At 57.1% G+C, this 26,608-nt stretch carries 18 protein-coding genes; 6 read left to right on the top strand and 12 right to left on the bottom strand.

Going from position 1 to position 26,608, the window contains the following annotated elements:
• Positions 1-2,673, bottom strand: a complete 2,673-nt coding sequence (locus tag FPL19_RS13090) for an HzsA-related protein (protein WP_318527388.1) — start codon at positions 2,671-2,673, stop codon at positions 1-3.
• A gap of 199 nt (positions 2,674-2,872) precedes the next feature.
• On the opposite strand from FPL19_RS13090, the gene FPL19_RS13085 reads away from it, so the two are divergent.
• Genes FPL19_RS13085 through FPL19_RS13075 form a run of 3 tightly spaced genes read left to right on the top strand, consistent with a single transcriptional unit; the run spans position 2,873 to position 8,225 of the window.
• Positions 2,873-4,114 carry a hypothetical protein gene (locus tag FPL19_RS13085; RefSeq protein ID WP_225314417.1) on the top strand — a complete coding sequence of 414 codons (1,242 nt, stop codon included), beginning with the start codon at positions 2,873-2,875 and terminating at the stop codon, positions 4,112-4,114.
• Between the two features lie 7 nt (positions 4,115-4,121).
• On the top strand, positions 4,122-6,656 hold the full coding sequence (locus FPL19_RS13080) for a LamG domain-containing protein (protein WP_150912995.1): 2,535 nt from the start codon (positions 4,122-4,124) through the stop codon (positions 6,654-6,656).
• 12 nt (positions 6,657-6,668) lie between these two features.
• Positions 6,669-8,225, top strand: a complete 1,557-nt coding sequence (locus tag FPL19_RS13075) for a general secretion pathway protein GspF (protein WP_150912994.1) — start codon at positions 6,669-6,671, stop codon at positions 8,223-8,225.
• A 24-nt stretch (positions 8,226-8,249) separates the two neighbouring features.
• On the opposite strand, the gene FPL19_RS13070 is transcribed toward FPL19_RS13075, so the two are convergent.
• The 10 genes from FPL19_RS13070 to FPL19_RS13025 all read right to left on the bottom strand — a co-directional run bounded on the left by FPL19_RS13070 (position 8,250) and on the right by FPL19_RS13025 (position 20,101).
• Positions 8,250-9,233 (bottom strand): FAD:protein FMN transferase, encoded by a 984-nt coding sequence (locus FPL19_RS13070; protein WP_225314416.1) that lies wholly within the window; start codon positions 9,231-9,233, stop codon positions 8,250-8,252.
• Positions 9,234-9,284: 51 nt separating this feature from the next.
• Positions 9,285-10,109, bottom strand: coding sequence for a triose-phosphate isomerase (gene tpiA, locus FPL19_RS13065; protein ID WP_150912993.1), 825 nt, complete (start codon positions 10,107-10,109; stop codon positions 9,285-9,287).
• A gap of 58 nt (positions 10,110-10,167) precedes the next feature.
• Positions 10,168-11,469 (bottom strand): phosphopyruvate hydratase, encoded by a 1,302-nt coding sequence (eno, locus tag FPL19_RS13060; RefSeq protein ID WP_150912992.1) that lies wholly within the window; start codon positions 11,467-11,469, stop codon positions 10,168-10,170.
• Positions 11,470-11,676: 207 nt separating this feature from the next.
• A complete protein-coding gene (locus FPL19_RS13055; RefSeq protein ID WP_150912991.1) occupies positions 11,677-13,683 on the bottom strand; it encodes a methyl-accepting chemotaxis protein in 2,007 nt (668 codons plus the stop codon).
• 261 nt (positions 13,684-13,944) lie between these two features.
• A complete protein-coding gene (locus tag FPL19_RS13050) occupies positions 13,945-15,693 on the bottom strand; it encodes an ABC transporter substrate-binding protein (RefSeq protein WP_150912990.1) in 1,749 nt (582 codons plus the stop codon).
• Between the two features lie 243 nt (positions 15,694-15,936).
• On the bottom strand, positions 15,937-16,212 hold the full coding sequence (locus FPL19_RS13045; protein WP_150912989.1) for a DUF2160 domain-containing protein: 276 nt from the start codon (positions 16,210-16,212) through the stop codon (positions 15,937-15,939).
• An 11-nt stretch (positions 16,213-16,223) separates the two neighbouring features.
• Positions 16,224-17,030, bottom strand: coding sequence for a carbohydrate ABC transporter permease (locus FPL19_RS13040; RefSeq protein WP_150912988.1), 807 nt, complete (start codon positions 17,028-17,030; stop codon positions 16,224-16,226).
• 10 nt (positions 17,031-17,040) lie between these two features.
• Positions 17,041-17,907 carry a carbohydrate ABC transporter permease gene (locus FPL19_RS13035; RefSeq protein ID WP_150912987.1) on the bottom strand — a complete coding sequence of 289 codons (867 nt, stop codon included), beginning with the start codon at positions 17,905-17,907 and terminating at the stop codon, positions 17,041-17,043.
• Entirely contained in the window at positions 17,904-19,007 is a 1,104-nt protein-coding gene (locus tag FPL19_RS13030) for an ABC transporter ATP-binding protein (protein ID WP_150912986.1), read from the bottom strand. The genes FPL19_RS13035 and FPL19_RS13030 overlap by 4 nt, the downstream gene beginning before the upstream one ends.
• Positions 19,007-20,101, bottom strand: coding sequence for an ABC transporter ATP-binding protein (locus FPL19_RS13025; RefSeq protein WP_150912985.1), 1,095 nt, complete (start codon positions 20,099-20,101; stop codon positions 19,007-19,009). The genes FPL19_RS13030 and FPL19_RS13025 overlap by 1 nt, the downstream gene beginning before the upstream one ends.
• Positions 20,102-20,447: 346 nt before the next feature.
• On the opposite strand from FPL19_RS13025, the gene FPL19_RS13020 reads away from it, so the two are divergent.
• Positions 20,448-22,358: a sigma-54-dependent Fis family transcriptional regulator gene (locus FPL19_RS13020; RefSeq protein ID WP_150912984.1), complete on the top strand. Its 1,911-nt coding sequence runs from the start codon at positions 20,448-20,450 to the stop codon at positions 22,356-22,358.
• Positions 22,359-22,368: 10 nt separating this feature from the next.
• On the opposite strand, the gene glpK is transcribed toward FPL19_RS13020, so the two are convergent.
• Positions 22,369-23,841, bottom strand: coding sequence for a glycerol kinase GlpK (gene glpK, locus FPL19_RS13015; RefSeq protein WP_150912983.1), 1,473 nt, complete (start codon positions 23,839-23,841; stop codon positions 22,369-22,371).
• Positions 23,842-24,058: 217 nt separating this feature from the next.
• On the opposite strand from glpK, the gene FPL19_RS13010 reads away from it, so the two are divergent.
• Together FPL19_RS13010 and glpD are read left to right on the top strand one after the other, a co-directional pair.
• Positions 24,059-24,817 (top strand): DeoR/GlpR family transcriptional regulator, encoded by a 759-nt coding sequence (locus FPL19_RS13010; protein WP_150912982.1) that lies wholly within the window; start codon positions 24,059-24,061, stop codon positions 24,815-24,817.
• 204 nt (positions 24,818-25,021) lie between these two features.
• Complete coding sequence (gene glpD / locus FPL19_RS13005; protein WP_150912981.1) at positions 25,022-26,548, top strand: glycerol-3-phosphate dehydrogenase; 1,527 nt, start codon at positions 25,022-25,024, stop codon at positions 26,546-26,548.
• Positions 26,549-26,608: the final 60 nt, after the last annotated feature.

The raw sequence follows: 26,608 nt of genomic DNA, 5'->3' as shown, positions 1-26,608 counted from the left end.
TCAGTCCGCCGGAGCGTCGAAGGGGTTGTTGTAGTACTGGCCGCCGATATCCAGCCATTCGGATAATAATCTTAGCTCGTCAGGACTAAGATAGCCTTCATGGGCGCCACCAGAGCGAAACAGGTCAAAGAATTCATTGCTGGCCCTGGCGCCGTTAACTGACATAGTAGCCGCCACGTTGACCGGCTCAAGAATGGGAATCGGCTCGCCGGTTTCGGGCGGATCAAGAATCAGGTTTCCTTCCTCATCGCGGAGGAATTCACCGGTTTCCCGCTGTTCATCCACCAACAATCCGCCCTCAAGAATCTGCCTGTTGTCATTAACCAGCAGCTCACGATAGGCCTTGAAATGGTCCGGTTCCTGGTCCGACGCTCCATCCGTCAAATCAAGCTGTCCATCGGGGATGCGGTCAACGCCAGCGTCGGTGTTGGTGTGACAGCCCGTGCAGGTGACATCCGTGAGCACAGCGTTGACTTCCACCTGACGTGGCAGATCCCAGAGCGGATGGATATGCTGCTCGTAATTGATCACGATGCGGCAGGCGCGGGCCCACTCAACTTCACACTCCGGTCGGATTGGCGCCTGCGTTTCAAGGCCAGCGTAAGACAGCGTAAACGATTGTCCCGGCGTTGCCAGAGCCGGATCGGTCCACTGATCCTCATAAACCAGGTCAGAACCCAGCACCCGGGTATCGTTCACCCGGGCCCAGGTTTCGGCCATGGTTTCGCCCATATCGGTAAACAGGGTGGAATCGGTGTTGGGAAAAGGAATCCCGGTTGTAGGCGCTCCGTCATAGACCGAAGCAGGCGACGCATCCGGCCTGCCGTGGGGCACATCGCTGTTGGGATTATGGCAGCCATTACAGGTGACCGTCTCGCCCGGCGTCAGGTTCAGCCAGTTCTGGTGACGGGGCCCGATTCGCTGACCTTCCTCGTCCAGAACACTGATGGCAAAGGCGACATTGGCCGGTACCCTCACCCGCACCGAGCCATCCGGCTCGATCGGCACATAGCCCACAATTTCCCGCATGGACTGGGCCTGGCTTCGTCCAAAGGCGGTATTGTCGAAATCCCGAACTTCTTCACCGGGTATCGATACCGGTTTCTCGATTCGCAGAAAACGCCTGGGCAGGTTATCCGGCGGGAACTGTCCCGGATCGGCAGTCTGGGCAATGCCCCGGGGCGAGATGTCCGCACCGTCCAGATCATAGACGCTTCGTATTTCAATCACGCCAAATCCGTTGTCAGCCCTGGTACCGTCCTCGCCCGAGTACTGGGCCTCCGGGATAAAGTCCGGCAGCGACTGTTGACGAACCAGCACGGCTTCATCGAACTGTTGCCCTTCGTCAGCAGGTTCAATGGGACGCTGGGTTCCGGCGCCCGGGTCCAGCAGCCACAGCCCATAGGCTGGTTGCGCCGACTCATAGTTGCCAGAGGCCACGCGCTCACTGGTGCAATTGACGATGGTGCCATCACCGCCGGTCAGCCTCAGCCGACAGGGGCTCCAGCTCACCAGGTAGCGGTTGCTGCCATCCAGCAGCGGGGAAATGGAGCCGTAATTGCCGCTCAGTGAAATCTCGTCCCCAAGGCTGAGTCCGCCCACCAGAGGGGTCTGGCCGGAGCCGGGCGAGCCGTCGATGGCAAGGTCGGCCTCGACGAACTCTGCGATATTTACGGTCGCCGGAATGGCGCTAAAATTATCGGTTTCCAGGGGACGCAACTGAGTAAGGATGGCGCCGGAGTCGGTCAGGCGCGGGCGCAGGTATTCCACGGAGGTGTTGCCGCTGACCGAGTCATGGGAATGGCGGCCATAGAGGTAAGTCAGCCCGGTGCCATCGGGGTTCACCCGGTAGAGGTTAAAACCGTTATTGGCTGTCTGGCCGGCATTGTCCCAACGGCTGAACACGATGGTACCGTCGTCCTGAACCAGCGGGTCCAGATCATGGCTCTGGTTGAAGGTAATCTGGTTGATGGTTTCAATATCCGGGTCCAGCACATGCAGCACAAACGCGGGTACCTCCCGCTCTTCATCCAGCGCGGCGTACTGGGGCTTGCCCTCGTCCAGCAAAATCGCGCGGGAGGCCCGCTGGCGTGTGGAAGCGAACACAATGCGTCCATCCGGCAGATAGGCCGGTGCGATATCCTGTCCCTCCTCGGCGGTAACATCCGATGAGATCAGGCGGGTCAGGCTATTGGCGGTGAGATCGTACTCCCACAGGTTCCAGGTAGGCTGGTCCTCTTCGTCAGCACCGTCGATTTCCGGCGCCCGCATGGCGAAAACCACGCGCGTTCCATCAAAGGAAACGCTTAAATCCTTGACGTCGTAGGTGGCCCCGTCTGGAAAGGCCCGGGATGTGATGTCTTCTGAGGGGGCCTCTGGAGCGGCGCGACCTTTGAGGTAAAGGCGGGCTCCCGGGCGAAATTCCGCCGGCTCGGCCAAGTTGTCACCAATCAACATGCCGTTGTCTTCATCAAACAGCAGTGGGCGTTTTACGAAAACCACCGGGTTCTCGACCGCGACCGGGTCCGTCGCTCCACCGCCGCTTCCGGTGCCGGCGAGACAGCCTGCCAGCGCCAACGCAGAAGCCGTAACAAGCCCGCGCATCGCCATAGCTCGACCGCAGTGCATCGAATGCCGACAGGCAGCGATGAAGTTTTCGTGAAGTGAAGTCACTGACAGCAACCCCTTTAGTGGTTCTGAAATCCTTTCAACAACCTACTGCCAGTGCAGACTCGCGCTCTACGCGTTTTTGGTAACGCAATGTAATAACGTGGCGTGCTGCTCAAAAGCGTTGTATACGAGTCGCTTAAACGTTAAACAACTGTAAAATCGGATCAATGCGCGAAAGCTAACGACATCGAGGAAATCGATCATGACAGCCTTGCACGCGACCAGGCAACTGGTATTAAGGACTTTGGCCATACCCGCCCTGATCGCCACAATAGGGCTTCAGGCAAACGATGTATCCGCCGGTGCCAGAGAGCAGGCAAAGCAGATCTATGATCGGATTGCCGGGGTGCCGCCCTCGGACCAGGTGCTCCAAGAGATGCAGGACCTGATCGCAGATAACAGGGATGTGGAAGCCGCGCGCCTGGCCTTGAACGATCCTGCCTTTTACGACGTGACCCTGAAAAATTTCGTCGCGCCCTGGACCAACGAGGCGATGACGCCTTTTGTGCCTTTGAACGATTACACTGCCACAGTGATCGGTATTGTGCGGGATAACCGCGATTTCCGGGACATTCTTCAAGCCGATCTGGTTTATGTGGGCGCCTCATCTTTGGGCCTTGCGGGCTACTCCAATAGCAACAACGATCATTACGAACAGCTAGAAGCCAGGATCAACGGCACCGATGTATCGTTAAGTGATCCGAACGATCTAGAGCCGGCCAGCCAATCCGTGTTGAACCCGGAGCTGCCCGTGGGGGCCACCGCCGGCGTCATGACCACCCGCGCCGCAGCCAAGGCCTTCTTCAGTGCCGGTACCAACCGCGCCATGTTCCGCTTTACCCTGCTGAACCACATGTGCAATGACCTGGAACAGGTGGCGGACGTGTCGCTGCCGCCGGACAGGATCCGCCAGGACGTGTCCCGTAGCCCGGGTGGCGACAGCCGGGTATTCCTGAACAACTGTGTGGGCTGCCACACCGGCATGGACCCCATGGCTCAAGCCTTTGCCTACTACGACTACGAGTATGACGGCGATATCGAGACCGGTCGGCTGATCTACAACGCCACCGGCGAAACCGATCCGGCAACCGGCACGCGGGTCGAGGCGAAGTACCACATCAACTCCACCACTTTCGAGCAAGGCTATGTCACACCGGACGATAGCTGGGACAACTACTGGCGCTCCGGCGCCAACCGGCGATTGGGGTGGGACGGCACACTGCCAGGTTCCGGCAGTGGCGCAAAAAGCCTGGGTGAGGAATTCGCCAATTCGGACGCCTTCGCCCAGTGCCAGGTCAAGAAAGTATTCCGCAACGTCTGCCTGCGTGAACCCGGTGACAGCGACGATCGAACCGCTGTGAGCAATATCGTGACGACCTTCAAGCAGGGCTATGACCTGAAAGACGTGTTCGCCGAAACCGCTGCCTACTGCAAGGGAGCGTAAGAGGGCTATGAAAATGACACTGTTATCCGGAATTCGTACCTCACAGGCATTTCTGGCCCTTATCGCATCCGCCCTGCTGCTGACCGGCTGCGGTGGCGAATCTACCGAGGCCCTGCCCAACACTTCAGGCAACAACACCAGCGTCAGCTATAGCGGCCCGGCCCCGGCTACGGACGATGTGCTGAACTTCAAGCGTAGCGTCTGGGACAACCTGGCCACCCAGGACAAGTGCGGCGCCTGCCACAATGACGGCGGTCAGTCGCCGCAGTTTGTGCACGAGAACAACATCAACACCGCCTATGCCCAGGCCAATACCATCGTGAATCTGTCGGACCCTTCTCAGTCCGAACTGGTGACCAAAGTTGCCGGTGGGCATAACTGCTGGCTATCCAGCACGACCGCCTGTGCCGATATCCTGACCACCTACGTCGCCAACTGGGCAGGCGGGGCCGGAGGCTCGGCCAAAACCGTCGAGCTTCGGGCACCGGCCATCAAGGACGTTGGCGACACACTGGCCTTCCCTGAAGATCCGACCCAGTTTGCAACTCATATCTACCCAACCCTGACCCAGTACTGCAGCGAGTGTCACACCAGCAATGGGCAGACCCCCTATATTGCCAGTGGCGACGTTTCAATTGCCTACGAGCAGGCCAAGAGCCGGATCGACCTGAATGATCTTGAGGATGAGAATGGCGACACGGTGCTTCCGGGGGATGCGTCATCCCGCCTGGTACAGCGTCTGTGGGATGACAATCACAACTGCTGGGCGAACAGTTGCACCGAATCGGCCACCACCATGCTGGCCAGGATTCAGGATTTCATTGCCAGCCTGGGTGAACCCGAGCCGATTCCGCAGGAGCTGGTCACCAGTAAAGCCCTGAATCTTGAAGCGGACGGCCTGCTGGCCAACTCCGGTGGACGGTTCGAAGACAACGTGATCGCGCTTTACGAATTCAAGGCCGGCGAAGGGCAGACCGCCTTCGACACCAGCGGTGTATCGCCGGCCCTGAACATGACCCTGAGTGGTAACGTGGGCTGGGTAGGCGGCTGGGGCGTGGAATTTGGCCCCGCCTATGAAAACACGGACGGCGACATGATCCGTGCCGGCAAGGCCCAGGGTTCCACCGACGACAGCCGAAAGCTGCACACGCTGCTGACCGCATCGGGTGAATACAGTTTCGAAGCCTGGGTGGTGCCGGGCAATGTGGTGCAGGAAGACGCCCGGATCATTACCTATTCCGGCAGCGCGACTGCCCGTAACTTTACCCTGGGACAGACCGAGCAGCTTTACGACGTGCTTCATCGCAGCACTACCAGCGACCAGAACGAGCCCTTCTCCACCGAGAGCAATCCCATGCTGTTGCAGGCGACCCTGCAGCACGTCGTGGTGAACTACTCGCCGGACGGCGGCCGCCAGATCTTCGTGAACGGCCAGCCCACCGGTGATGTAGACCCGGATTCCGCGGGTCTTCTGACCGACTGGGACAACACCTTTGCCCTGGTGTTTGGCAACGAAACCGACGGCAACTCCCCCTGGGAAGGCGCTCTGCGCATGGTGGCAATCCACAACCGCGCACTTACCCCGGAGCAGGTTCAGGCCAACTACGAGGTGGGTGTGGGCCAGAAGTTCTTCCTGTTGTTCAGCGTATCCCACCTGATCGACGGCATGGAGCAGAGCTTCATCGTCTTCGAGGTGAGCCAGTTCGACAGCTTCGGCTATCTGTTCTCCAATCCCTTCTATATTGACCTGAACGACGAAGCTGCACCCTCCGGTGTTCCGCTGAAGGGCATGCGGATCGGCATTAATGGCCGTGAACCCGCGGTGGGCCAGGCCTTTGCCAATCTCGATATAACCCTCGGCAGCCCGGATTACGTGCCCGGCAGCGGTCAGCAGCTGTCAAGCCTTGGCACCGTGATTGGACTGGAACAGGGCCCGGGAATCGACGAGTTCTTCCTGACGTTCGAGGAGCTTGGCAATGGCCAGGACGTTCGTACTGAAGGCAGCCTGCCCTCTCAGCCGGATCCAGAAGATCTGGGTGATGTTTCAACCATCGGTCTGAAGACCTTTGAAGAAATCAATGCGTCCATGTCGAAGATGACCGGCGTCCCCACCACTGAACCGGCGGTTTACAACACCTACAACCTGGTGAAACAGCAACTGCCGACGGTGCCGGACATTGAGGGTTTCTTGGCTTCCCATCAGATGGGTATCACACAACTGGCCATCCAGTATTGCGATGCGCTGGTGCGGAATGACACCGCTCGTGAGAACTTCTTCCCCGAGTCTTTTGATTTTGATGCCAGTGTTGCCGTGGCTTTCAACACGACCGGACGCGAGACGCTCATCGGAGTCCTGCTTGAAAAGCTGGTAGGGACGGATATAGACACGCAACCTTCGGATACCGCCGTCGAATCAGAGCTGAACAGTCTGATCACAACTTTGACGGCCTGTCCGGAAGGATGCGATGCGGAACGTACGAAAACCGTTGTTAAAGCAAGCTGCGCCGCCGTCCTCGGCAGCGCCGTGACCCTGATTCAGTAAAGGACGTTGACCATGTTGATCAAAACTTCACGCAAACGTGCCATGTCGCTGGAACAACCTCTTTTGCATCCGGATCACGCACGACCCAGGACCAGACGGGAGTTTATCGCCCAGGGATTTATGGCGGGTACCGCGGCTGTTTCCGGCGCCGCCTTTTTCAGCCTGCTGGCCAGCCCGCGACGGGCAGAGGCCTTCACGCAGACGCTGAAAGACGGTTGCGGCATTCGGACTGAAAGCTCGGGGAAAGTGCCCTTTATCTGCTTTGACCTGGCCGGAGGCGCCAATATTGCCGGTTCCAATGTGCTGATGGGCAAGTCCGGTGGACAGATGGATTTCCTCAGCACCGCCGGATACAACAAGCTGGGACTGCCCGGTGACATGCTGCCCAGCCAGGGCTTTTTCAACGAAGAATTCGGGCTGGCGTTTCACTCCGACAGTGCCTTCCTGCGGGGCCTGCAGGACACGGTTTCCATCGGTGCACGGGCCAATATCGACGGCGCCATCATTGCCGCCCGGTCCGAAAACGATACCGGCAACAACCCCCACAACCCGATGTACGGCATTCTTAAAGCCGGTGCCGACGGCGAACTGCTGTCGCTCATCGGAACCCAGAGTTCCGAGAGTGGCGGCAATTCCATGGCGCCCATGGGTCTTATTAACCCCAAGGCACGGCCGACCAAAGTGGATCGCCCGACCGACGCTACCGGCCTGGTGGACGTGGGCGATTTGACGTCCATTCTCAGCCAGTCTGATGCCGTAGAGGTGATGAAATCCATGCGGGAGATCAGCCTCGGCAAGATGAACAACATGAACACTGGCCTGGCCACGGAAGCCGATGGCGAGGTCAAAAAACAGGTTGATTGCGGTTACGTGAAAAGCGCAGACCTGACCGAGCGCTTCGGTAATCCGGAGGCTCTGGACCCGTCCAAGGATTTGAAAATTGTGGGCGCTGGCGACAGCATCTTTACTGAGGCGGAATTCACGTCCGGCAGCCGCGAAGGCCGGGAATTCCGCAAGACGGCTTCGGTAATGAAACTGGTCCAGAACGGTTATGCCGGTGCCGGCACCATTACCATGGGTGGCTATGACTACCACACTGGCGAGCGCGCCACCGGCGAAAGCCGGGACTATCTGGCGGGTCGCTGTATGGGCGCCTGTCTGGAGTACGCCCACCGCAAATCCCTCGAAGGCACCCCGACTCCCCTGATGCTCTACGTTTTCAGCGATGGCTCGGTGTCCAGCAATGGTCGTATTGATGATTCAGAAGGCGGGCGCGGCAAGGGCGAGTGGACCGGCGACAATCAGCAAACGGCAGCGTCTTTCTATCTGGTCTACAACCCCAGTGGCAAGCCGGTTGTGCGCAATCGCCAGATTGGCTTCATGCGTGCCGATGCCTCGGTGGAAACCGCCTCGAGCCCGGCGGCCAACAATGTCAATCAACTGGTTCAGACGGTGGTGCTGAACTATATGGCACTGAACGGCGAAGAAGGCAGGTTCGAAGAAGTTATGCCCGGGCACGGGCTGGGCTCAAGCCGCGACAGGCTGGTAGGCCTCGAACCCATCGCCTGATAACGTCAGGGCCTGGTGTAACAATCATGCCTCATCCTCCGGCGGCATCAATCCGTCGGAATAATGCACCTGGCGCTGGTCATCGATGATTACGGCATCAATGCCGTCCAGCCGGTTGATCAGCGCCAGACCTTTTGCCGCCCCCAACACGAAGACTGCCGTGGAAAGCCCGTCGGTCGTCAGCGCATCTTCCCCCAGAATGGTCACACTCTGCACACCCTTCACGGGTTTGCCGGTGGCCGGCGAGAGGATATGGTGAACCCGCTCCCCGGCTTCATCCAGGAAAAACCGCTCGTAATCTCCGGAGGTTGATACCGCCACATCAGACAGCGGCATCACCAGGGCATTGTTCTTTTCCGACCTGGGGTCCCGCACTCCCACGATCCAGGGCTTGCCCCGCTTGTCACCCAGCAGACGCATATCCCCACCGGCACTCAGTCGGGCATGGCGAATTCCGAAAGACTTGAGGACATCGATGCCACGGTCGACGGCGTATCCCTTGGCGATGCCGCCCAGATCCAGCCGTACCCCGTCAGTCAGGAAATGCACGGTCTTTGCTTCCGGATCCAGAACAACGGACTGGTAATCCACTGTGGCCAACCCGGCGGCAAGTTCTACATCAGTGGGCTGGCGTTTGGTACGAAAATCGTAAAGGTAGCCCACCGAACCGAAGGTAATGTCGAAGGCGCCCTCGCTCAGCTCCGACACCCGGAGCGCCTCCTGAAGCACAGTAAACAGACTGTCGCTGACTTCGACCGGATCTTCAGCGGCTTGCCGGTTCACACGGGAAAGTTCGGAATCCTCGCGGTAGCGGCTCATCTGGCGATCGATTCTCTGGAACAGCGCCAGTACGGCTTGCCCCGCTTCGCCAATCACGGCCGGGTCTTCCGTCCAGTATTCCATTTCTATGGGCGTGGTCATGGCGGTGCCGCTGACACTCACCCACTCTGCCCGCACCGGATTTGCCACCACCAGCCAGACCAGAACCAATCCTGCCAAACCACGCATAACGAACCCCTTCTGTTACCAGAGGTCGATTTTACAGGATATGGCCGGTGGTCAGGAATCCGGAATGGCAAGTCCTGACGATTCAGGGGGAAAGCTGTCCGAAGATCCATCCGGCTTGGCCCCGGTCAGCGCCGAGCCGATGGCGGAAAATTCCTCAGCCTGAAGAGAGGCGCCGCCTATCAGCCCACCGTCAACTTCCTCAGACTGGAACAGCTCGGCGGCGTTAACCGCCTTCACGCTTCCGCCGTAAACGATCCGCGTCGAGTCGCCGGCTCCGCGCTGGCAGTTTTCAAGAAACCCGCGGATACCCCGGTGGGTTTCTGCCACCTGACCCGGCGACGCGGTTTTGCCGGTGCCAATGGCCCAGACCGGCTCATAGGCGACAATGCTGCCTGCCAGGCTCGATATTCCGGTTGTGTCAATAACGGCCCGCAGTTGACGCTCTATCACGGCCAAAGTCTCGTTCTGCTCCCGCTCCTCCAGGGTTTCGCCAACGCACAGCACGGGTGTCATGCCTGCAGACACAACCTGCCGGAAACGGGCAGCCACATCGGTATCAGATTCGTAATAGCTTGCCCGCCGCTCGGAATGGCCAACCAGAACGTAGCGACAGCCCATTTCCTCGAGCATCGTCGCGCTTACCTCACCGGTATGGGCGCCGGACACCGCGCTGCTGGCGTTCTGGGCCCCTAGCGCAATACCGGTGTAGCCCAGCAGATCCCGCACCTGAAACAGGTAAGGGAAAGGTGGGCAGATGGCGATATCGACGGCTTTGCGGAATGGCCGCAGTTTCGCCAGCATCCGCACCAGCAGTGCCTGGTTTGAATGCAGACTACCGTTCATCTTCCAGTTTGCAATCAGGATCGGCTTTCTCATGATCTGTCTCCTGTTGTCAGGTCTTGCAGGGGCGCAGCTCAGGTAGCAGGCACCCGGCTCAGGTGTCCAGGGCACAGCGGATTGCACCGACACCCGGGTAGAACGCATGGGCACCCAGGTCCTGTTCAATCCGTAGCAACCGGTTGTATTTGGCGACCCGGTCGGATCGGCACAGCGAGCCGGTTTTGATCTGGCCGGCCCTTGTGGCTACGGCCAAGTCCGCAATGAAGGTATCTTCGGTTTCACCGCTGCGGTGGGAGATGACCGCCGTGTATCCGGCATCCTGGGCCATACCGATGGCTTCAAAGGTTTCCGACAGGGTGCCGATCTGGTTGAACTTGATCAGCACTGAGTTGGCGATCTCACGTTGGATGCCTTCGGAAATCAGCGAGGTATTGGTCACGAACAGATCGTCGCCGACCAGCTGCACCCTTTCGCCCAGCTTTTCGGTGAGCAGTTTCCAGCCATCCCAGTCATTCTCGTCCATACCATCTTCGATCGAGGCAATGGGGTACTTCATGGCCAGGGACCGCAGATAATCGGCAAAACCTTCGGAATCGAAACTCTCGCCCGCGCCGGACAGTTCGTAGCGACCATCGTGGTAGAACTCGGAAGCTGCGCAGTCCAGCGCCAGAACGATGTCTGTGCCCGGACGATATCCGGCCGTTTCGACCGCCTCCAGAATCAGGTCCAGCGCCTCTTCGCTTGAACCCAGATCGGGCGCGAATCCGCCCTCGTCACCGATGGAGGTGGACAGGCCCTTTTTCTTGAGAAGGGATTTCAGGGCATGGAATGTCTCCACGCCCATCCTCAGTGCCTCACTGTAGCTTGGTGCGCCCACCGGCTGGATCATGAATTCCTGGAGGTCCACGTTGTTATCGGCATGGGCGCCGCCGTTGATGATATTCATCATTGGGACCGGCAAAACACAGGGGCCGGAGCAGCCGTAAAGCTCGGCAAGATACCGATAAAGAGGCCGTTGGCGATAATTGGCCGCGGCATTGGCCACCGCCAGGGAAACTGCAAGAATGCCATTAGCACCAAAACCGGATTTGTTATCGGTGCCATCCAGGTGGCGCATCAACCGGTCAATGACCAGCTGGTCAAACACCACGCGGTCCTCCAACGCTGGCGCAATATGACGGTTGACTGCCTCAACGGCGCCCAGAACACCCTTGCCACTATATCGGTCGGGGTTTCCGTCTCTTTTCTCCAGCGCTTCCCTGGAACCTGTGGACGCCCCGGACGGCGCACGGCCTAGACCAACGACGCCGTTTTTCAACTCGACTTCCACTTCCACTGTGGGGAAACCACGGGAGTCCAGGATTTCCCGGGCGAACACAGACTGAATACGTTCCATAATGAATAACCTGCCTGATGCTGTTGTTTTTGTTTACGCGCTCGTTATGCCCTATTCGAGTGCACTATCGAACAGATACCACGATTGTAATATTCGTTTGCGAACATTAACAAGCGGAAAAGAAAAGAAATCCATATGATTTTGTTATATGGAAAACGAAAAGGAGCGCTCAGGGCACTCCTTGCTATGGTTTTTCTAAACTCTTTACTAGACCCGGAAACGCCCGATCAGGGTCTCGATATCCGACATTGATCGCTTGAGCTGATCACTGGTCGCAACCAGCTGTTCGATCTGCTCGAGGTTCTCGGACGACGAACCGCTGATCTCGGTGACATTGCGCGACACCGAACGGCTGACATCTTCCTGCTCGTCCATGCCGGCACGGACGTGCTCGGCACTATCGCGTATCTGATCCACGGCTTCGCGGATCGCTTCAACCCCCTTCGACGCCTCGGTAATCAGTGACTTCACCGATTCCAGACGATGGAAACTGTCGTCCATGGAAGACACGGCTTCCGCGGCGTCGCCCTGGAGACGGGTTACCAGGCCACGGATTGTTTCGGTGCTGCTGGTGGTTTTCTGGGCGAGCTGTCTTACTTCATCGGCCACCACCGCAAACCCCCGCCCGAACTCCCCTGCCCGCGCTGACTCAATGGCCGCATTAAGGGCCAGCAGGTTGGTCTGATTGGCAATCTCATCAATCGATTCAGTAATCCGTCCGATGTCTTGAGACGCGCTTTCAAGCTTGCGAAGTTTGCCGGAGGTCTGTTGCACCTGCTCTTCCAACTGAACCACGCAGTCCATATTGGCACTGGCGGTGGCTTTACTGTCGTCCACCCGGTTGTTCACCGACTCCACCAGTTGATGAGTATCGCGGACGGCTTCCGCTACCTGGTGACAGGACGATTCCATTTCCGTCATCGCCGTGGCAATCGAGTTCAGGTCGTCTGACTGGCCACGGATACGTTGGCTAAGATCGTGGGAGAAGTCGGCGTTAGACGCAGCCACGCCGGTGATTTCACCCCCGGCCTTCTGCAGGCTGCCCAGCACTTCACGCATGGCAGCGGCCAGTTGGTTCGCCGAGTCTTTCAGTTCGACAAATTCACCCTTGGCGCGAAAGGTCAGTTCGCGGCTGTAATCGCCACTGGCCATGGCCGAAAGATGGTTCACGGTTGCCCGCAGCGGAACACTGATCAACCGTCCAAGCCAGACGGATATGACAACGGCTATGAACAGGATGGCGGGCACCAGGTAATAGACCAGCTGTTCGGAAAAGCGGGCCGTGGCATCCAGGTTGTCCACCGTTTTTACGGCGGCCCGGCCGGCGGCTTCCACCATCCTGTCTATATGGCCATTGAGAGCATTCAGCAGTGCTTCGATTTCCGAAACCGTAGAGTTAACGGCCAGCAGGTTACTGCGGTAATCGTAGTACTGGCTGACAATACCGGTTTCACTGTTAACCGATTCGAAGAACTCTTCTGCCAGTGGCGTCAGTTCCTCCAGAGAAGGTATCTCGGTAATGATCGCCTCCAGATCCTGTTCCACCGTTACCGTGTTGAAGCGCAGGTTCTCAACCACCTGTTTCAGCTTCTGTGGATCTTCGGTACTGACCAGTTGCATGATCAACAATTCGATATTGGACAGGTTGCCCATCACCGTCATTAGCAGGTCCTTGAGATAGATATCAGACCCGGCCGGCGCGGCCCCCTCCTGAAGCAGGAGCTGTTTCATTTCCGATGCTCTGGCCAGAAAGTCGGACAGATCCCGGTTGACTGAATCCGATACCCTGATAACTTCGGCCTGATGCCCTAGAAGCGTCGCGGCCTGCTGACGCAGGGTCGCCAATTGTTTCTGGTACTGCTCCGCCGGTTCGCCGAACCCTTCAAGCAGCTCAATGCCGTCGGCATTGCCTGCCAGCTCCGCCACCCGGGCTTCCAGCCCTGACAGCATGCCGTTCAGCGTTTCATAGCGGATTTCAAGTTCTTCTTTAACTCTGACTCTCGCCAGTGAGATTACAGCCATCCCGCTGTTTCCCGTCATTGCCTCGACAGACTGAACCGAGCGCTGAAACGGAAAGATCCTGTCCTTGACCCTGGATGTGCCATCAGAGATGGACATCATCATGTTTCCATTGAAGAGCCCCCATGCCGCGATAATCAGGCACAGCAGACCGAAACCAAAGTAAAGACGATGAATGACCGAGATGTTTTTCATGCCCGACAATCTCCACGGACAATGCGCGCTGAATCAGCGAGCTGTTTCGATAAGGATGGCGTCAGTGAGAGGCGGTGAATAAGGGCCGGCAGGGATTCCGAGAATTACGGAAACACCTGAAATGCTAGAAAAGGGGGTAGGAAGGAAAGCAACCGGCCAAGACCCACCGACCTGAACGCGTGGAGACCGCCGCTGCCGGAAAGATTCGGGGCAGCGGCGGGACGCTTCAGGTAAAACGCCATTGGTGAGTTACGTCAGGGATCAGCTCTCGCGAGCTTCCTCCCAGGTTTTCAGCAACTCCTGGTAGGGAACGGTCTTGCCCTTTGGCTTCTCGTTCGAAAGCTTAGCTTTCGGTGCACCGGGCTGGTTCAGCCAGTACTGAGGATCACGGGGCTCGTTCAGCTTCGGACCACAGGTTTCCTGAACATTGGCACGCTCAAGACGTTCCATAATGCGGTCCTGGGCTTCAGCCAGACCATCCAGTGCTTTCTGAGGTGTTGCCTCACCGCTTGCTGCCTGGGCAATATACTGCCACCACAGCTGAGCCAGCTTCGGATAGTCAGGCACGTTGGTGCCGGTAGGTGACCACTGCACCCGGGCCGGGCTGCGGTAGAATTCCACCAGACCGCCAAGCTGCGGCGCCATTTCGGTCATCTGTTCAGAGTTGATATCAGATTCGCGAATGGGTGTCAGGCCAGCGATGGTTTTTTCCAGAGACACTGTCTTGGAAACCGTGAACTGGGCGTACAGCCAGGCGGCAAGACGACGCTTCTGCGGCGTGGACTTCATGAAGGTCCAGGAACCCACGTCCTGATAACCAAGCTTCATGCCCTCTTCCCAGTAGGGTCCACGGGGAGAAGGAGCCATGCGCCATTTCGGGGTACCGTCTTCGTTAACCACGGGCAGACCGTCTTTGATCATGCTGGCGGTAAACGCGGTATACCAGAAGATCTGCTGGGCAATTGCGCCCTGGGCTGGCACCGGGCCGGCCTCGGAGAAGGTCATGCCCTGAGCTTCAGGCGGCGCGTACTTTTCCAGCCAGTCAACATACTTGGTGGTGGCGTATACAGCTGCCGGACCGTTGGTGGCGCCGCCACGGCTTACGCTGGAACCAACCGGGTGACACTCATCCACGCGAATGCCCCATTCGTCGACAGGCAGACCGTTAGGCAGGCCCTTGTCGCCGGCACCGGCCATGGAGAACCATGCGTCAGTGAAGCGCCATCCCAGTGACGGGTCTTTCTTGCCGTAGTCCATGTGACCATAGACACGCTTGCCATCAATTTCCTTCACGTGTACCGAGAAGAATTCGGCGATATCTTCGTAAGCGGACCAGTTGACGGGAACGCCCAGCTCATAGCCGTAAATGTCCTTGAACTGCTTCTTCAGATCCGCCCGTTCGAACCAGTCGGCACGGAACCAGTAAAGGTTGGCGAACTGCTGATCGGGAAGCTGGTAAAGTTTGCCATCAGGGCCAGTGGTAAAATCAAGACCGATGAAATCTTCGAGATCGAGGGTCGGCAGGGTCAGATCCTTGCCTTCGCCGTTCATGATGTCCTCGACGGGCATCACTTTGCCGTAGCGGAAATGGGTGCCGATCAGATCAGAGTCGTTAACCCAGCCGTCATAGATATTCCGGCCAGACTGCATCTGTGTCTGCAGCTTTTCGATCACATCCCCTTCCTGAATCAGGGTATGGGTCAGGTTGATGCCGGTGATCTCGCTAAAGGCCTTGGCGAGCACGTTGGATTCGTACTCGTGGGTGGCGATGGTTTCGGAAACCACGTTGATATCCATGCCGCGGAACTGCTCGGCAGCCTGGATGAACCACTCCATCTCTTTCATCTGCTCTTCTTTGGTAAGAGTAGAATCGTCAAATTTCTCGTTGATCCACTTCTTGGCGGCGTCAGAGTACTGATCTGCACTTGCCTGGAAGCTGAGACCCAACCCAACCGAGCCAATCGCGGCGCTCAGCAGGAGGGTTTTCGGATATTTATTGTTCTTGAACATATCCAACCTCGTTCGTCTTGTTTTGGTTTGTGCGAAACGCGACATCAATACTGACCTCCGCTCCGCTTTTCCCTGCATAGCGTTCTAGTCGCTATTCTTTCGACCGGTTCCGAATCATCATGTTCGGTTCCGATCATTTAATTGAAAATAGTTCGTTAAAGAAATTTTTACAACCGTTTTCAGCAATAATTCAGGAGATTCTTTTCGGCCCTCCCTGGCAAACGAAAATCCTTACCTGACGGATTAGCCCCAGCGCAGCAGCACCAGAAGCCATACCACGGACACCGCCAGCGCTACCCAGAGGGTAATATCGCTGACGGCCAGAAAAGCCAGATGAATATAGGCTGCAGACAGCAGGCCGATAAACAACCGGTCTCCCCGTGTTGTCGATATGGGCAGAAAGCCCTTTCGTTCGGTACAGGGCGAGACCACTTCATACACCGTCATAAACGCCAGGATGCAGGCGATCACAGCAAAGAAAATAGCAACGCTTGGTGTCCAGTTCATCCACGCAATCATGAGAGGTCTCCTTATACCCGGCCCAGTGCAAAACCTTTGGCGATATGGTTACGAACAAACCAGACCACCAGCACGCCTGGAATAATGGTCAACACACCAGCGGCGGAGAGCACGCCCCAGTCTATACCGCTGGCCCCCACCGTTCGTGTCATGATGGCGCCTATAGGCTGCGCGTCCACCGAGGTCAGCGTTCTGGCCAGCAGTAGCTCCACCCAGGAGAACATGAAGGCAAAGAAAGCCGCGACACCAATCCCCGACCGGATCATCGGCAGAAAAATCTTCACAAAAAATTTCGGGAAACTGTAACCATCAATATAGGCCATTTCGTCGTATTCGCGGGGCACACCGGACATAAAGCCTTCCAGTATCCAGACCGCCAGTGGCACATTGAACAGGCAGTGGGCCAGTGCCACGGCAATGTGCGTGTCGAACAGGCCGATAGACGAGTACAGCTGGAAGAACGGCAGCAGGAACACCGCCGGTGGCGCCATGCGGTTACTCAGCAGCCAGAAAAACAGGTGCTTGTCGCCGACGAACTTGTAACGGCTGAACGCATAGGCCGCAGGCAGCGCCACCAGCAGTGTGATGGTCATGTTCATCGACACGTAGATCATCGAGTTGATGTAACCCGAGTACCAGCTGGCGTCGGTGAAGATCACCGCATAGTTGTGCAGCGTAAACTGCTGGGGCCAGAGTGTGAGCCCGCCCAGAATTTCCTGGTTGGTCTTGAACGACATGTTCAGCAGCCAGTAGATCGGCGTCAGCAGGAGCACGATAAACAGTGTCATCCCGAAGCCTTTGGAACGTGAATAAGTCATCACTCTCTCCTTATTTTTCTTTGTCGAGGTGAGTTATGGCGGTAAAGAACAACCAGGACACCAGCAGCACGATCAGGAAATAGATCAGTGAGAATGCTGCCGCACGACCGATATCGAACTGGCCGATAGCCATGGTGGTCAGGGTCTGGCTAAGGAAGGTGGTTGAGCTACCCGGGCCGCCGCCAGTCAGTACAAAGGGTTCGGTATAGATCATGAAGCTGTCCATGAATCGCAGTAGCACGGCGATCACCAGCACGCTTTTCAGACGCGGCAGCTGGATGTAGCGGAACACAGCCCATTTGGACGCGCGGTCAATCTCGGCGGCCTGATAGAAAGCCTCCGGGATGGCCCTCAGACCGGAGTAGCACAACAACGCCACCAGGGGCGTCCAGTGCCAGACATCCATCAACAGCACCGTCAGCCAGGCGTCTACCGTGTTGCCCGTGTAGTTGTATTCAACACCCAGGGCATTGAGTCCCCAGCCAAACAGGCCGATGTCTCCCCGGCCAAAGATCTGCCAGATGGTACCCACCACGTTCCAGGGAATCAGCAGCGGAATCGCCAGCAGGATCAGGCACAGCGAGGCCTTGATACCGGATTTCGGCATCATCAGCGCCACCCCGATACCCAGAGGTATCTGGATCGCAAGCACGGCCCCGGAGAAAAGAAATTGCCTCAGCAACGAATCACGCAGGCGCTCGTCGGCCAGAATTTCCTCGAACCACTCAGTACCCACATAGTAGGCATTACCCGGCCCGAAAATGTCCTGAACCGAATAGTTCACAACGGTCATTAACGGTATCAGCGCAGAAAAAGCCACCAGAATGAAAACTGGCAGAACGAGCCACCAGGCGCGATTATTGGGAACCTTATTCATTGGTCCTTCTCCTCTACCAGAAACTCGTCCACATACAGCTTCAGCCATTTCTCCGGGAAACTCAGATGAACGGCGTTGCCCACGTCGAAAAACTGATCCTCCGCCAGGCGGATTTTCAGGGTCTCGGCACCGAGCGTTGCGGTCATGATCTTGTAGGTTCCCAGGTCCTCGACGTCCCGGACTTCGGCTTCATAGGTGTCGTCCGCTGCCACGTCCGATACCTGGACAAACTCCGGGCGAATGCCGATCTTCAGATTGTCAGAGCTCAGCCGTTTGAGAGCCTCAATCTGCCGCGTGTCCATGGGCACCGTGGTACTGCCGAAGCAGACACCACCGGCGCACCTTTTCACTTCAATCAGGTTCATCCCCGGGCTGCCGATGAAATAGCCCACGAACGTATGGTTGGGCTGTTCGAAAAGTTCGGTCGGCGTGCCGAACTGAACAATCTGGCCGCCGTACATCACCGCAATCTTGTCTGCGAAAGTAGACGCCTCCAGCTGGTCGTGAGTCACGTAGACCATAGTGATGTCGAACTGCTCGTGAATCTGCTTGAGTTTGCGGCGCAGCTTCCACTTGAGCTGGGGATCGATGACCGTCAGCGGTTCGTCAAACAGAATGGCGGAGACATCGCCCCTTACCAGCCCCCGTCCCATGGACACCTTCTGCTTCTGGTCCGCGGTCAGGTTCTTGGCCTTTTTATGCAGTTCGTCCTCAATCTCCAGGATCTCGGCAATTTCCTTCACCTTGGCATTGATCTGGGACTTGGGCTCGCCAGCGTTCTTAAGCGGAAACGCCAGGTTCTGAAAGACCGTCATTGAGTCGTAGATAACGGGAAACTGGAAAACCTGAGCGATGTTACGGTCGCGTGGCGACAGTTCATTCACGCGCTTGCCGTCAAACAGAACATCGCCTTCAGAGGGTTGTAACAACCCGGAGATAATGTTCAGCATGGTGCTCTTGCCACAGCCGGAAGGCCCCAGAAGAGCGTAGGCTCCGCCCTTCTCCCAGACATGATCAAGATGACGGATGGCGTAGTCGTCAGGCCCTGCCGGCTTGTCGCTGTAGCTATGCGCCAGGGATTTCAAGTGAATCTCAGCCATCAGACTGACCCTCCTTTGGACTGCGCCGGGGTGAACACCAGCTTTTCATCTTTATCGAACACGAACAGCTTGCTGATCGGCAGATAGATCTTGATGGGCGAACCGGTGTGATACTGATGCACGCCCATCAGCTGCATCACCATCTCGAAATAGCGGTTCTGCACGTGCATGAAGGTCTCCGAACCGCTGATTTCGCTCAGCTCGACCTCCATGGACATCTCCAGATCGTCAGGATTGTTGGGCACCAGGCCGATATGGCTGGGCCGGATACCGAACCAGTAATCCCCGGGTTCAAGCCGGGCCAGATCGTGGGTCAATGCGTGATGGGAGTATTCATCGAAGGTCACTTCGGTTTCGGTCACCCGGCCCTTGATCAGGTTCATGGGTGGCTCGCTGAACAGCTGCGCCGCCAAAGTGTTCACCGGGTTACGGTAAACATCCATGACGGGACCGGACTGAACGATACGACCCTGGTCCAGCAGCGTTGTGGATCCGCCCAGTGCCAACGCCTCGTTGGCCTCGGTAGTGGCGTAAACCGCAATACACTGCCGCTCACGGAACAGATCCCGCAACTCGGCCCGCAGTTCTTCTCGCAGCTTGTAATCCAGATTAACCAGCGGTTCGTCGAACAGGATCAGGGTGGCATCCTTCACAAGCGCCCGGGCCATGGCCGTGCGCTGCTGCTGGCCACCGGAAAGCTCCAGCGGGAATCGCTTCAGCAAAGGGTCGATTTGCAGCATGTTCGCGGTTTCTTTTACCCGCCGGTCGATCTCGCTCTCCTTCATCTTGGCCAGACGCAGAGGTGAAGCGATGTTCTCGTAGACCGTCAGATTCGGGTAATTGATGAACTGCTGGTAGATCATTGAGACATTGCGTTGCTGCACGCTCTGCCCGGTCACATCGTCGCCGTTGTATATGATGCGCCCCTCGTCGGGCTTGTCGAGCCCCGCCATCAGGCGCATCAGTGAAGTCTTGCCGGCCAGTGTGCGCCCGAGCAGTACGTTGAACGAACCTGCCTCAAACGTGATGTCCGCATCCCGGATGTAATCCACACCATCCACGACACGGGAGAGGTTCTCCAGTGTTAAGGACATAGGCTTTCCTTTGTTGTTCTTGTATTACGTTCTTCGCCTGTGACTGCGGCCATCGCAACACAGGTCGAAAATTCGATTTCGAATACACAAAGGCAATGAGCATACCAATATAGGTAGAAACCCGAATTAATTATTCATGTTACTGTTTTAAAAGAACTAAAAGCTTAGTGATATTTCTTTTTAGAAAACACGAATGTTCGGTATCAAACTTTTTGTTCAATCTGAACATTGACCTGAACAGCCATTGAGCACACTATTGAACAGTCTGCTCGCCGCGCCGGGCATCCATGGGCCAGGAAGGCCATGCCAACAACAATACGAAACCACGCAAACACGGAGGATTCCCGTGAAACGAAAACACCAGCCGGAGGATTCTGAGTCCGTCATCGCGGATTCCTGGAGCAGATGCATCGGCTACGGCCTGCATCATGATCATGAGCCAGAGCCAGCCAATCTCACCAGCGAGCAGCATGAAGCCCTGGAAAACGGCTATGAGGCCCTGCTCAGCACAACCGAGACCGAAGTCCTCCCCTATTACGACAACATCATGTCAAACAGCCGCTGCCTGATTCTGCTTGCGGATGCTCAGGCACGGGTGCTGAAGGGCTGGGGCGATCAGCGCATCACGGAAAGTCACCTGCGACCATGGTTCCGCCCGGGCGCAAACTGGCATGAAAAAGTCGCCGGAACCAACGCTATCGGCACCTCTATTGCCACCGAATCGCCGATACAGGTTCAGCGAAACGAACATTTTCTCAAGCTCAACCGCAGCATCATCAGTTCTGCCGCCCCCATCTTTGATACCGACCGTCAACTGGTGGGCGTTCTCAGCGCATTCAGTGATGCCTACCTGCCACAGGCACATACCCTGGGCATGGTTCGCCTGCTGTCCCAGTCCGTTGAAAATCGCCTGATCGTCCGGCAACTCGGGGGCGAGCATTTTATTCTTACCCTGAACACCACAGCGGATAATATCGACAGCCCATGGTCCGGTCTGATCGCTTTCGATCACAGCGGGCGGGTAATAGCCTTCAATCAGAGGGCCAACCAACTGCTTGGTGAGGCCCTGGTCGGCCGCGACCTGAGCTCTCTGTTTATCGAGAACCGTAACCAGATACTGAATCACTCCCACAACGCCCCGATCAGGCTTACCACAACCCAACGGGTAAGGCTTTCCGGCCTGCTGAAACGTCCGGCCTCGATGACAGCATCCGTTGCTGCCCCTTCGGGCCCGACATCCCGAACATCGTCGCCCCGGCCCGCCTCCCGGCAGGTTCGCGATATCGTCTCCCTGGACGAGATTGAACATGGGGATCCGCTGGTGCGACGCTGCGCCGATCAGGCAAGCAAGGTACTTGAACGGGGTGTCCCGATTCTGATCTGCGGTGAAACCGGGGTTGGCAAGGAAGTCATGGTCAAGGCCCTGCATGGCAACAGCCGGCGACAGAGCCAGCCACTGGTCTCGGTCAACTGCGCCGCCATTCCCCCGGAGCTTGTCGAATCCGAACTCTTCGGATACCAGGCAGGCGCCTTTACCGGGGCCCGCGCCCAGGGTTCGCTTGGCCTGATCCGCAAGGCCGACAAGGGCATTCTTTTCCTTGATGAGATCGGCGAAATGCCGCTCGCGGCACAGTCACGGCTGCTACGTGTGCTGCAGGAGCGGGAAGTTACGCCCGTGGGCTCCACCGAGCGCATCCCGGTGGACATTCTGCTGATATCCGCAACCAACCGCCCTCTCGCTCACCGGATCGAGGACGGCGGATTCCGTGCTGACCTGTATTACCGGATCAACGGCCTGAGCCTGGAAATTCCGCCGCTGCGGGAAAGAATGGACAGGGGCGAACTGATCCGGCAGATCTACCAGGCCCATCGGGATGAAGAACAGCCGGAACATCTCAATAGTGAGGTTATGGCGGCACTGGAGAATCACCCCTGGCCTGGCAACATCCGACAACTGACCAACATCATCCGTGTGGCAGTCGCCATTGCGGACGGCGAGGAAGTGCAGCTCTGGCACCTGCCGGAGGATTTCCTTGCAGAATATGAAGGGCACAAAGTAACAGCGCGGAAGCCGGTATTTGACGCCTCAACCTTCAACGAGTCGCCACAGGGCAACGAGGGCAACAGGGACGACCCGATGAGCCATACACTGGTGATTTACCGCCAGTGTATGGGCAATGTATCCCGCGCCGCGAAAGAACTGTCGGTCAGTCGCAACACCCTTTACAAACGGCTCCGGGAACTGGGCGTGCGCTAAGGGGACGGGTTCAGAGCTTGCGGATAGCGGTAATCCAGCCCTCGTAGAGTTTGTCGCGCTGGGTCTTGGTCATGAGCGGTTCGAAGCTGCGGTCGCATCGCCACATGCTGCTCAGGTCATCCAGGGATTTGAAAACACCGGCCTGCAGCCCTGCCAGGTAGGCAGCACCAAGGGCGGTGGTTTCGACCAGTGCCGGCCGGTCTACCCGGGCCCCGAGAATATCCGCCAGGAATTGCAGGACCCAGTTATTGGCAACCATGCCACCATCCACCCTCAGGGTAATGGGTCTTAGGCCGTCCTTTTCCATCGCTTTCTGAAGGTCTTTGGTCTGATAGCAAACCGACTGCAGACCTGCAGTCACAATTTCCTTGATACCGGTGTCGCGGGTCAGCCCAAAAATCGCACCTCGGGCATTCGGATCCCAGTAGGGCGCGCCCAGGCCGGTAAAGGCCGGCACCAGATAGACGCCGTGATCCACCGGTGTACCTTCCGCCAGGGGCTCGGTTTCACAGGCGTCCCTGATGAGCTGCAGCCCGTCCCGGAGCCACTGAATAGCGGCACCGGCAATAAAAATACTGCCTTCCAGAGCGTAGGCGGGTTTCCCATTAAGGCGATAGGCGACGGTCGTCAGCAGCCGGTGTTCCGATGTCAGCGCCTGATCGCCGGTATTGAGCATCAGAAAGCAGCCGGTACCGTAGGTGCTTTTCGCCATTCCGGATTCGAAGCAGGTCTGTCCGAACAGGGCAGCCTGCTGGTCACCGGCCATCCCCATCACAGAGGCGCCGTCCAGACGCCCATGGCCAACAATCTGGCCAAAGTCAGCGGCAGAATCCATCACTTCAGGCAACAGGCATTCGGGAATGCCGAAAAGCTCCAACAGCTCGTGGTCCCATTCCTGTTTATGGATGTTGAACAACATGGTTCGGCTGGCGTTAGTGGCGTCAGTTCTGTGAACCCGGCCCGCCGTTAGCCGCCACAACAGGAAGGTGTCGATGGTACCGAAAGCCAGCTCTCCCCTTTCGGCGCGCTGACGGGCCCCGGGCACATTCTCCAGTATCCAGTGGATCTTCGTGGCGGAGAAATAAGGATCGATCAACAGCCCGGTCTTGTTATTGACCGACGGCTCAAGGCTCTGTGTTTTCAGGGATTCACACCAGTTGGCGGTGCGACGGTCCTGCCAGACGATGGCGGGATACACCGGCTCGCCGGTTGCGCGGTCCCAGAGAACGGTGGTTTCACGCTGGTTTGTTATACCCACCGCAATCACTTCGTCGCTGTCTTTGCAGCCCTTTTGCATCACCTCGTCACAGGTTTCCTGCACGGTTCGCCAGATATCCTCCGGGTCGTGCTCCACCCAGCCGCTGGCGGGATAATGTTGAGGGAACTCCTGTTGGCTGCTGGCGTGTAAATTGCCATCCAGGGTGAAAAGGATGGCCCGAGAGCTGGTCGTGCCCTGATCAATGGACAGAATGTACTGAGTCATGATTATTTGGCCCTTAGTGTTCTTATTTTTTCGTATTTTTACTTTTTTGAAAACAAAAGCCAACCCTTTTTCCGGGAGAAAAGTGACCCATCGCTCAGCCTTTTCGACACAACCCCATAGAAAGGCTGCACAAAACCAGAAAACGCACTAAACTAAATACAACTTTTAGCTCTCTATTTCGTTCGTTAGAGAAAAATTAAAAACCGGAGGAAGTTGAATGGCACAACGACGCCGACAGGACCTGATCATGGAGCTGATTCAACAGAATGGCTTCGTGACCACTGAACAACTGGTTGATCAGTTCAAAGTCACGCCACAAACCATCCGCCGGGATCTCAATGAGCTAGCTGAGCAGAAAAAACTTCGGCGCCATCACGGCGGCGCCGGCATTGATTCCAGCACCGTCAATACGGCCTATCAGGCGCGCAAAATCATGGACCTGGAAGCAAAAGAGCGCATTGCTGCGGCACTGGTGGAAATGATCCCCGACAATTCCTCTATGTTCATCAACATCGGCACAACCACCGAAACAATCGCCAAGGCCCTGCTTGAGAAAAACAACCTGCAGGTGGTGACCAACAACCTTCATGTGGCGTCCATACTGTCGGCCAGAGAAGACTTCCACATCATCATTGCCGGTGGCGAGGTCAGAAACCGAGACGGCGGCATCGTGGGTGAAGCCACTCGGGATTTCATCAATCAGTTCAAAATGGATTTCGGGATCATCGGCATCAGTGGCATCCACACCGACGGCTCACTGCTGGATTTTGACTACCGGGAAGTACGCGTAGCCCAGTCCATTATTGAAAACTCCGGCAGCGTCCTGCTTGCCGCAGACCACTCCAAGTTTGGCCGCAACGCTATGGTGCGCCTCGGCAGCATCGCCCAGGCAGACCACGTATTCACCGATGAACCACCACCCGTTGAGATCCGTCAACTTCTGCGGGAAAACAACGTAGAACTGCACCTCGTCTGACCTGTCTGCCTGATATCCGGCTTTCTCCCCCATCGGCATCAGAACTGGCGCGAATCAGTTCGCACTCGCCTAAATTTTTTCGTTTTTTTTCTGTATTTTCCTTTACGAATATAACTTGCTTTCGCATAATAGAACCATACGTTTGTATGAACCCGGAAAGAGCGCTGGAGGCGTCCTTTCACTGGCGTCAGGAGATGACACAAGATGACTTCGGAAAACACGACATTTGACGTGGTCGTTGTGGGCGGCGGCGTTAACGGCACCGGCATAGCCATGGATGCCGCAGGCCGCGGCCTGAAGGTTCTGCTGTGCGAAATGAATGACCTTGCCTCAGCCACCTCTTCCAGCAGCAGCAAACTGATCCATGGCGGCTTGCGCTATCTGGAACATTACGAGTTCCGTCTGGTACGGGAAGCTCTGGCAGAGCGAGAATCACTGCTGCGCAATTCACCACATATTATGTGGCCCATGCGTTTTCGCCTGCCTCATCGCCCCCATCTCCGCCCGGCCTGGATGATCAGGATGGGCCTGTTTCTATACGACAACCTCGCCAAGCGTGAAGTGCTTCCTGGGTCGCGGTCCATCAAGTTTGATGAAAAGGACCCGCTCAAGGCCGATATCACCAAAGGTTTTGAGTATTCCGACGGTTGGGTAGACGATGCCCGCCTGGTGGTCCTGACCGCCAAAAAGGCTCAGGAATGCGGGGCGACCATCCTGACCAAGACCAAGTGCGTGGACGCAAAGCGCGGCACGGACTCCTGGGACATCTCCCTGAAAGACATGACCGACGACAGCATTCACCATGTGTCAGCCAAGGTCATCGTCAACGCGTCCGGCCCCTGGGTCAGCCGCCTGTTCAGCGAAAGCCTGGCCATGAAGGCTCCCAAGTCCATCCGCATGGTCAAGGGCAGCCATATTGTGGTCCCTCGACTCAACCGCGAGACCGAGGCCTATATCCTTCAGAACGAAGACGAGCGCATTGTGTTTGTGATCCCCTACGAAGATGAGTTTTCTCTCGTGGGCACAACCGATGTGGATTACGAGGGCGATCCGAAGAAAGCGAAGATTTCTCCGGAAGAAACCGAGTATCTGCTGGACATTGTGAACTCACACTTCAAACGCCAGCTGACCGAAAGCGATGTGGTCTGGTCCTATTCCGGCGTACGGCCGTTGATGGACGATGAGGAAGGCGATGCCAAAAAGGCCTCCCGGGATTACTCCTTCGAGGTTGACCGCTCCAAAGGCAAAGCGCCGGTCATTTCCGTGTTCGGCGGCAAGATCACCACCTATCGCAAGCTGGCGGAGGCGGCCACTGACAAGCTGTGTCAGTTTTTCCCCCACGCGGGAAAAGCCTGGACCAAAACAGGCATACTGCCCGGCGGTGATTTCGAGAACCACGACACGCTCGAAGCCCGAATTTCCAAGGATTACCCCTGGCTTCCTGAAGCCGTCTGCAGTCGATATGTCAGAACATTCGGAACCAAGGCCTACGACATCCTGGGCAAGGCAGAATCGGTCCAGGACCTGGGCTATCGCTTCGCCGGAACGCTTTACGAACGCGAAGTGGAATACCTGATCAAACATGAATGGGCGATTACGTCCGAGGATATTCTCTGGCGTCGCACCAAACAGGGGCTGTATGCCACTGAAGAAGATGTCCTCGAGCTGGATCGCTATCTGGCCAGCAAGGCAACCCCGCAACCACAAACCGTTGCTCTCCACAGCGCCTGAACTACTCCCTCAGGCATTTGCTCCGGCCGGTGTCACCGCCCGGAGCTTTTTTATGCCGTA

The organism is Marinobacter halotolerans, assembly GCF_008795985.1.
GTDB classification, from domain to species: Bacteria; Pseudomonadota; Gammaproteobacteria; order Pseudomonadales; family Oleiphilaceae; genus Marinobacter; species Marinobacter halotolerans.
Note: the sequence above shows the minus strand (reverse complement) of the source record. Positions and strands in the feature narration are given on the sequence as shown.

Coding starts and splice junctions, on each gene's coding strand:
- FPL19_RS13085 (WP_225314417.1), top strand. CDS start 2,873: ATGACAGCCTTGCACGCGACCAGGCAACTGGTATTAAGGACTTTGGCC.
- FPL19_RS13080 (WP_150912995.1), top strand. CDS start 4,122: ATGAAAATGACACTGTTATCCGGAATTCGTACCTCACAGGCATTTCTG.
- FPL19_RS13075 (WP_150912994.1), top strand. CDS start 6,669: ATGTTGATCAAAACTTCACGCAAACGTGCCATGTCGCTGGAACAACCT.
- FPL19_RS13070 (WP_225314416.1), bottom strand. CDS start 9,233: ATGCGTGGTTTGGCAGGATTGGTTCTGGTCTGGCTGGTGGTGGCAAAT.
- tpiA (WP_150912993.1), bottom strand. CDS start 10,109: ATGAGAAAGCCGATCCTGATTGCAAACTGGAAGATGAACGGTAGTCTG.
- eno (WP_150912992.1), bottom strand. CDS start 11,469: ATGGAACGTATTCAGTCTGTGTTCGCCCGGGAAATCCTGGACTCCCGT.
- FPL19_RS13055 (WP_150912991.1), bottom strand. CDS start 13,683: ATGAAAAACATCTCGGTCATTCATCGTCTTTACTTTGGTTTCGGTCTG.
- FPL19_RS13050 (WP_150912990.1), bottom strand. CDS start 15,693: ATGTTCAAGAACAATAAATATCCGAAAACCCTCCTGCTGAGCGCCGCG.
- FPL19_RS13045 (WP_150912989.1), bottom strand. CDS start 16,212: ATGATTGCGTGGATGAACTGGACACCAAGCGTTGCTATTTTCTTTGCT.
- FPL19_RS13040 (WP_150912988.1), bottom strand. CDS start 17,030: ATGACTTATTCACGTTCCAAAGGCTTCGGGATGACACTGTTTATCGTG.
- FPL19_RS13035 (WP_150912987.1), bottom strand. CDS start 17,907: ATGAATAAGGTTCCCAATAATCGCGCCTGGTGGCTCGTTCTGCCAGTT.
- FPL19_RS13030 (WP_150912986.1), bottom strand. CDS start 19,007: ATGGCTGAGATTCACTTGAAATCCCTGGCGCATAGCTACAGCGACAAG.
- FPL19_RS13025 (WP_150912985.1), bottom strand. CDS start 20,101: ATGTCCTTAACACTGGAGAACCTCTCCCGTGTCGTGGATGGTGTGGAT.
- glpK (WP_150912983.1), bottom strand. CDS start 23,841: ATGACTCAGTACATTCTGTCCATTGATCAGGGCACGACCAGCTCTCGG.
- FPL19_RS13010 (WP_150912982.1), top strand. CDS start 24,059: ATGGCACAACGACGCCGACAGGACCTGATCATGGAGCTGATTCAACAG.
- glpD (WP_150912981.1), top strand. CDS start 25,022: ATGACTTCGGAAAACACGACATTTGACGTGGTCGTTGTGGGCGGCGGC.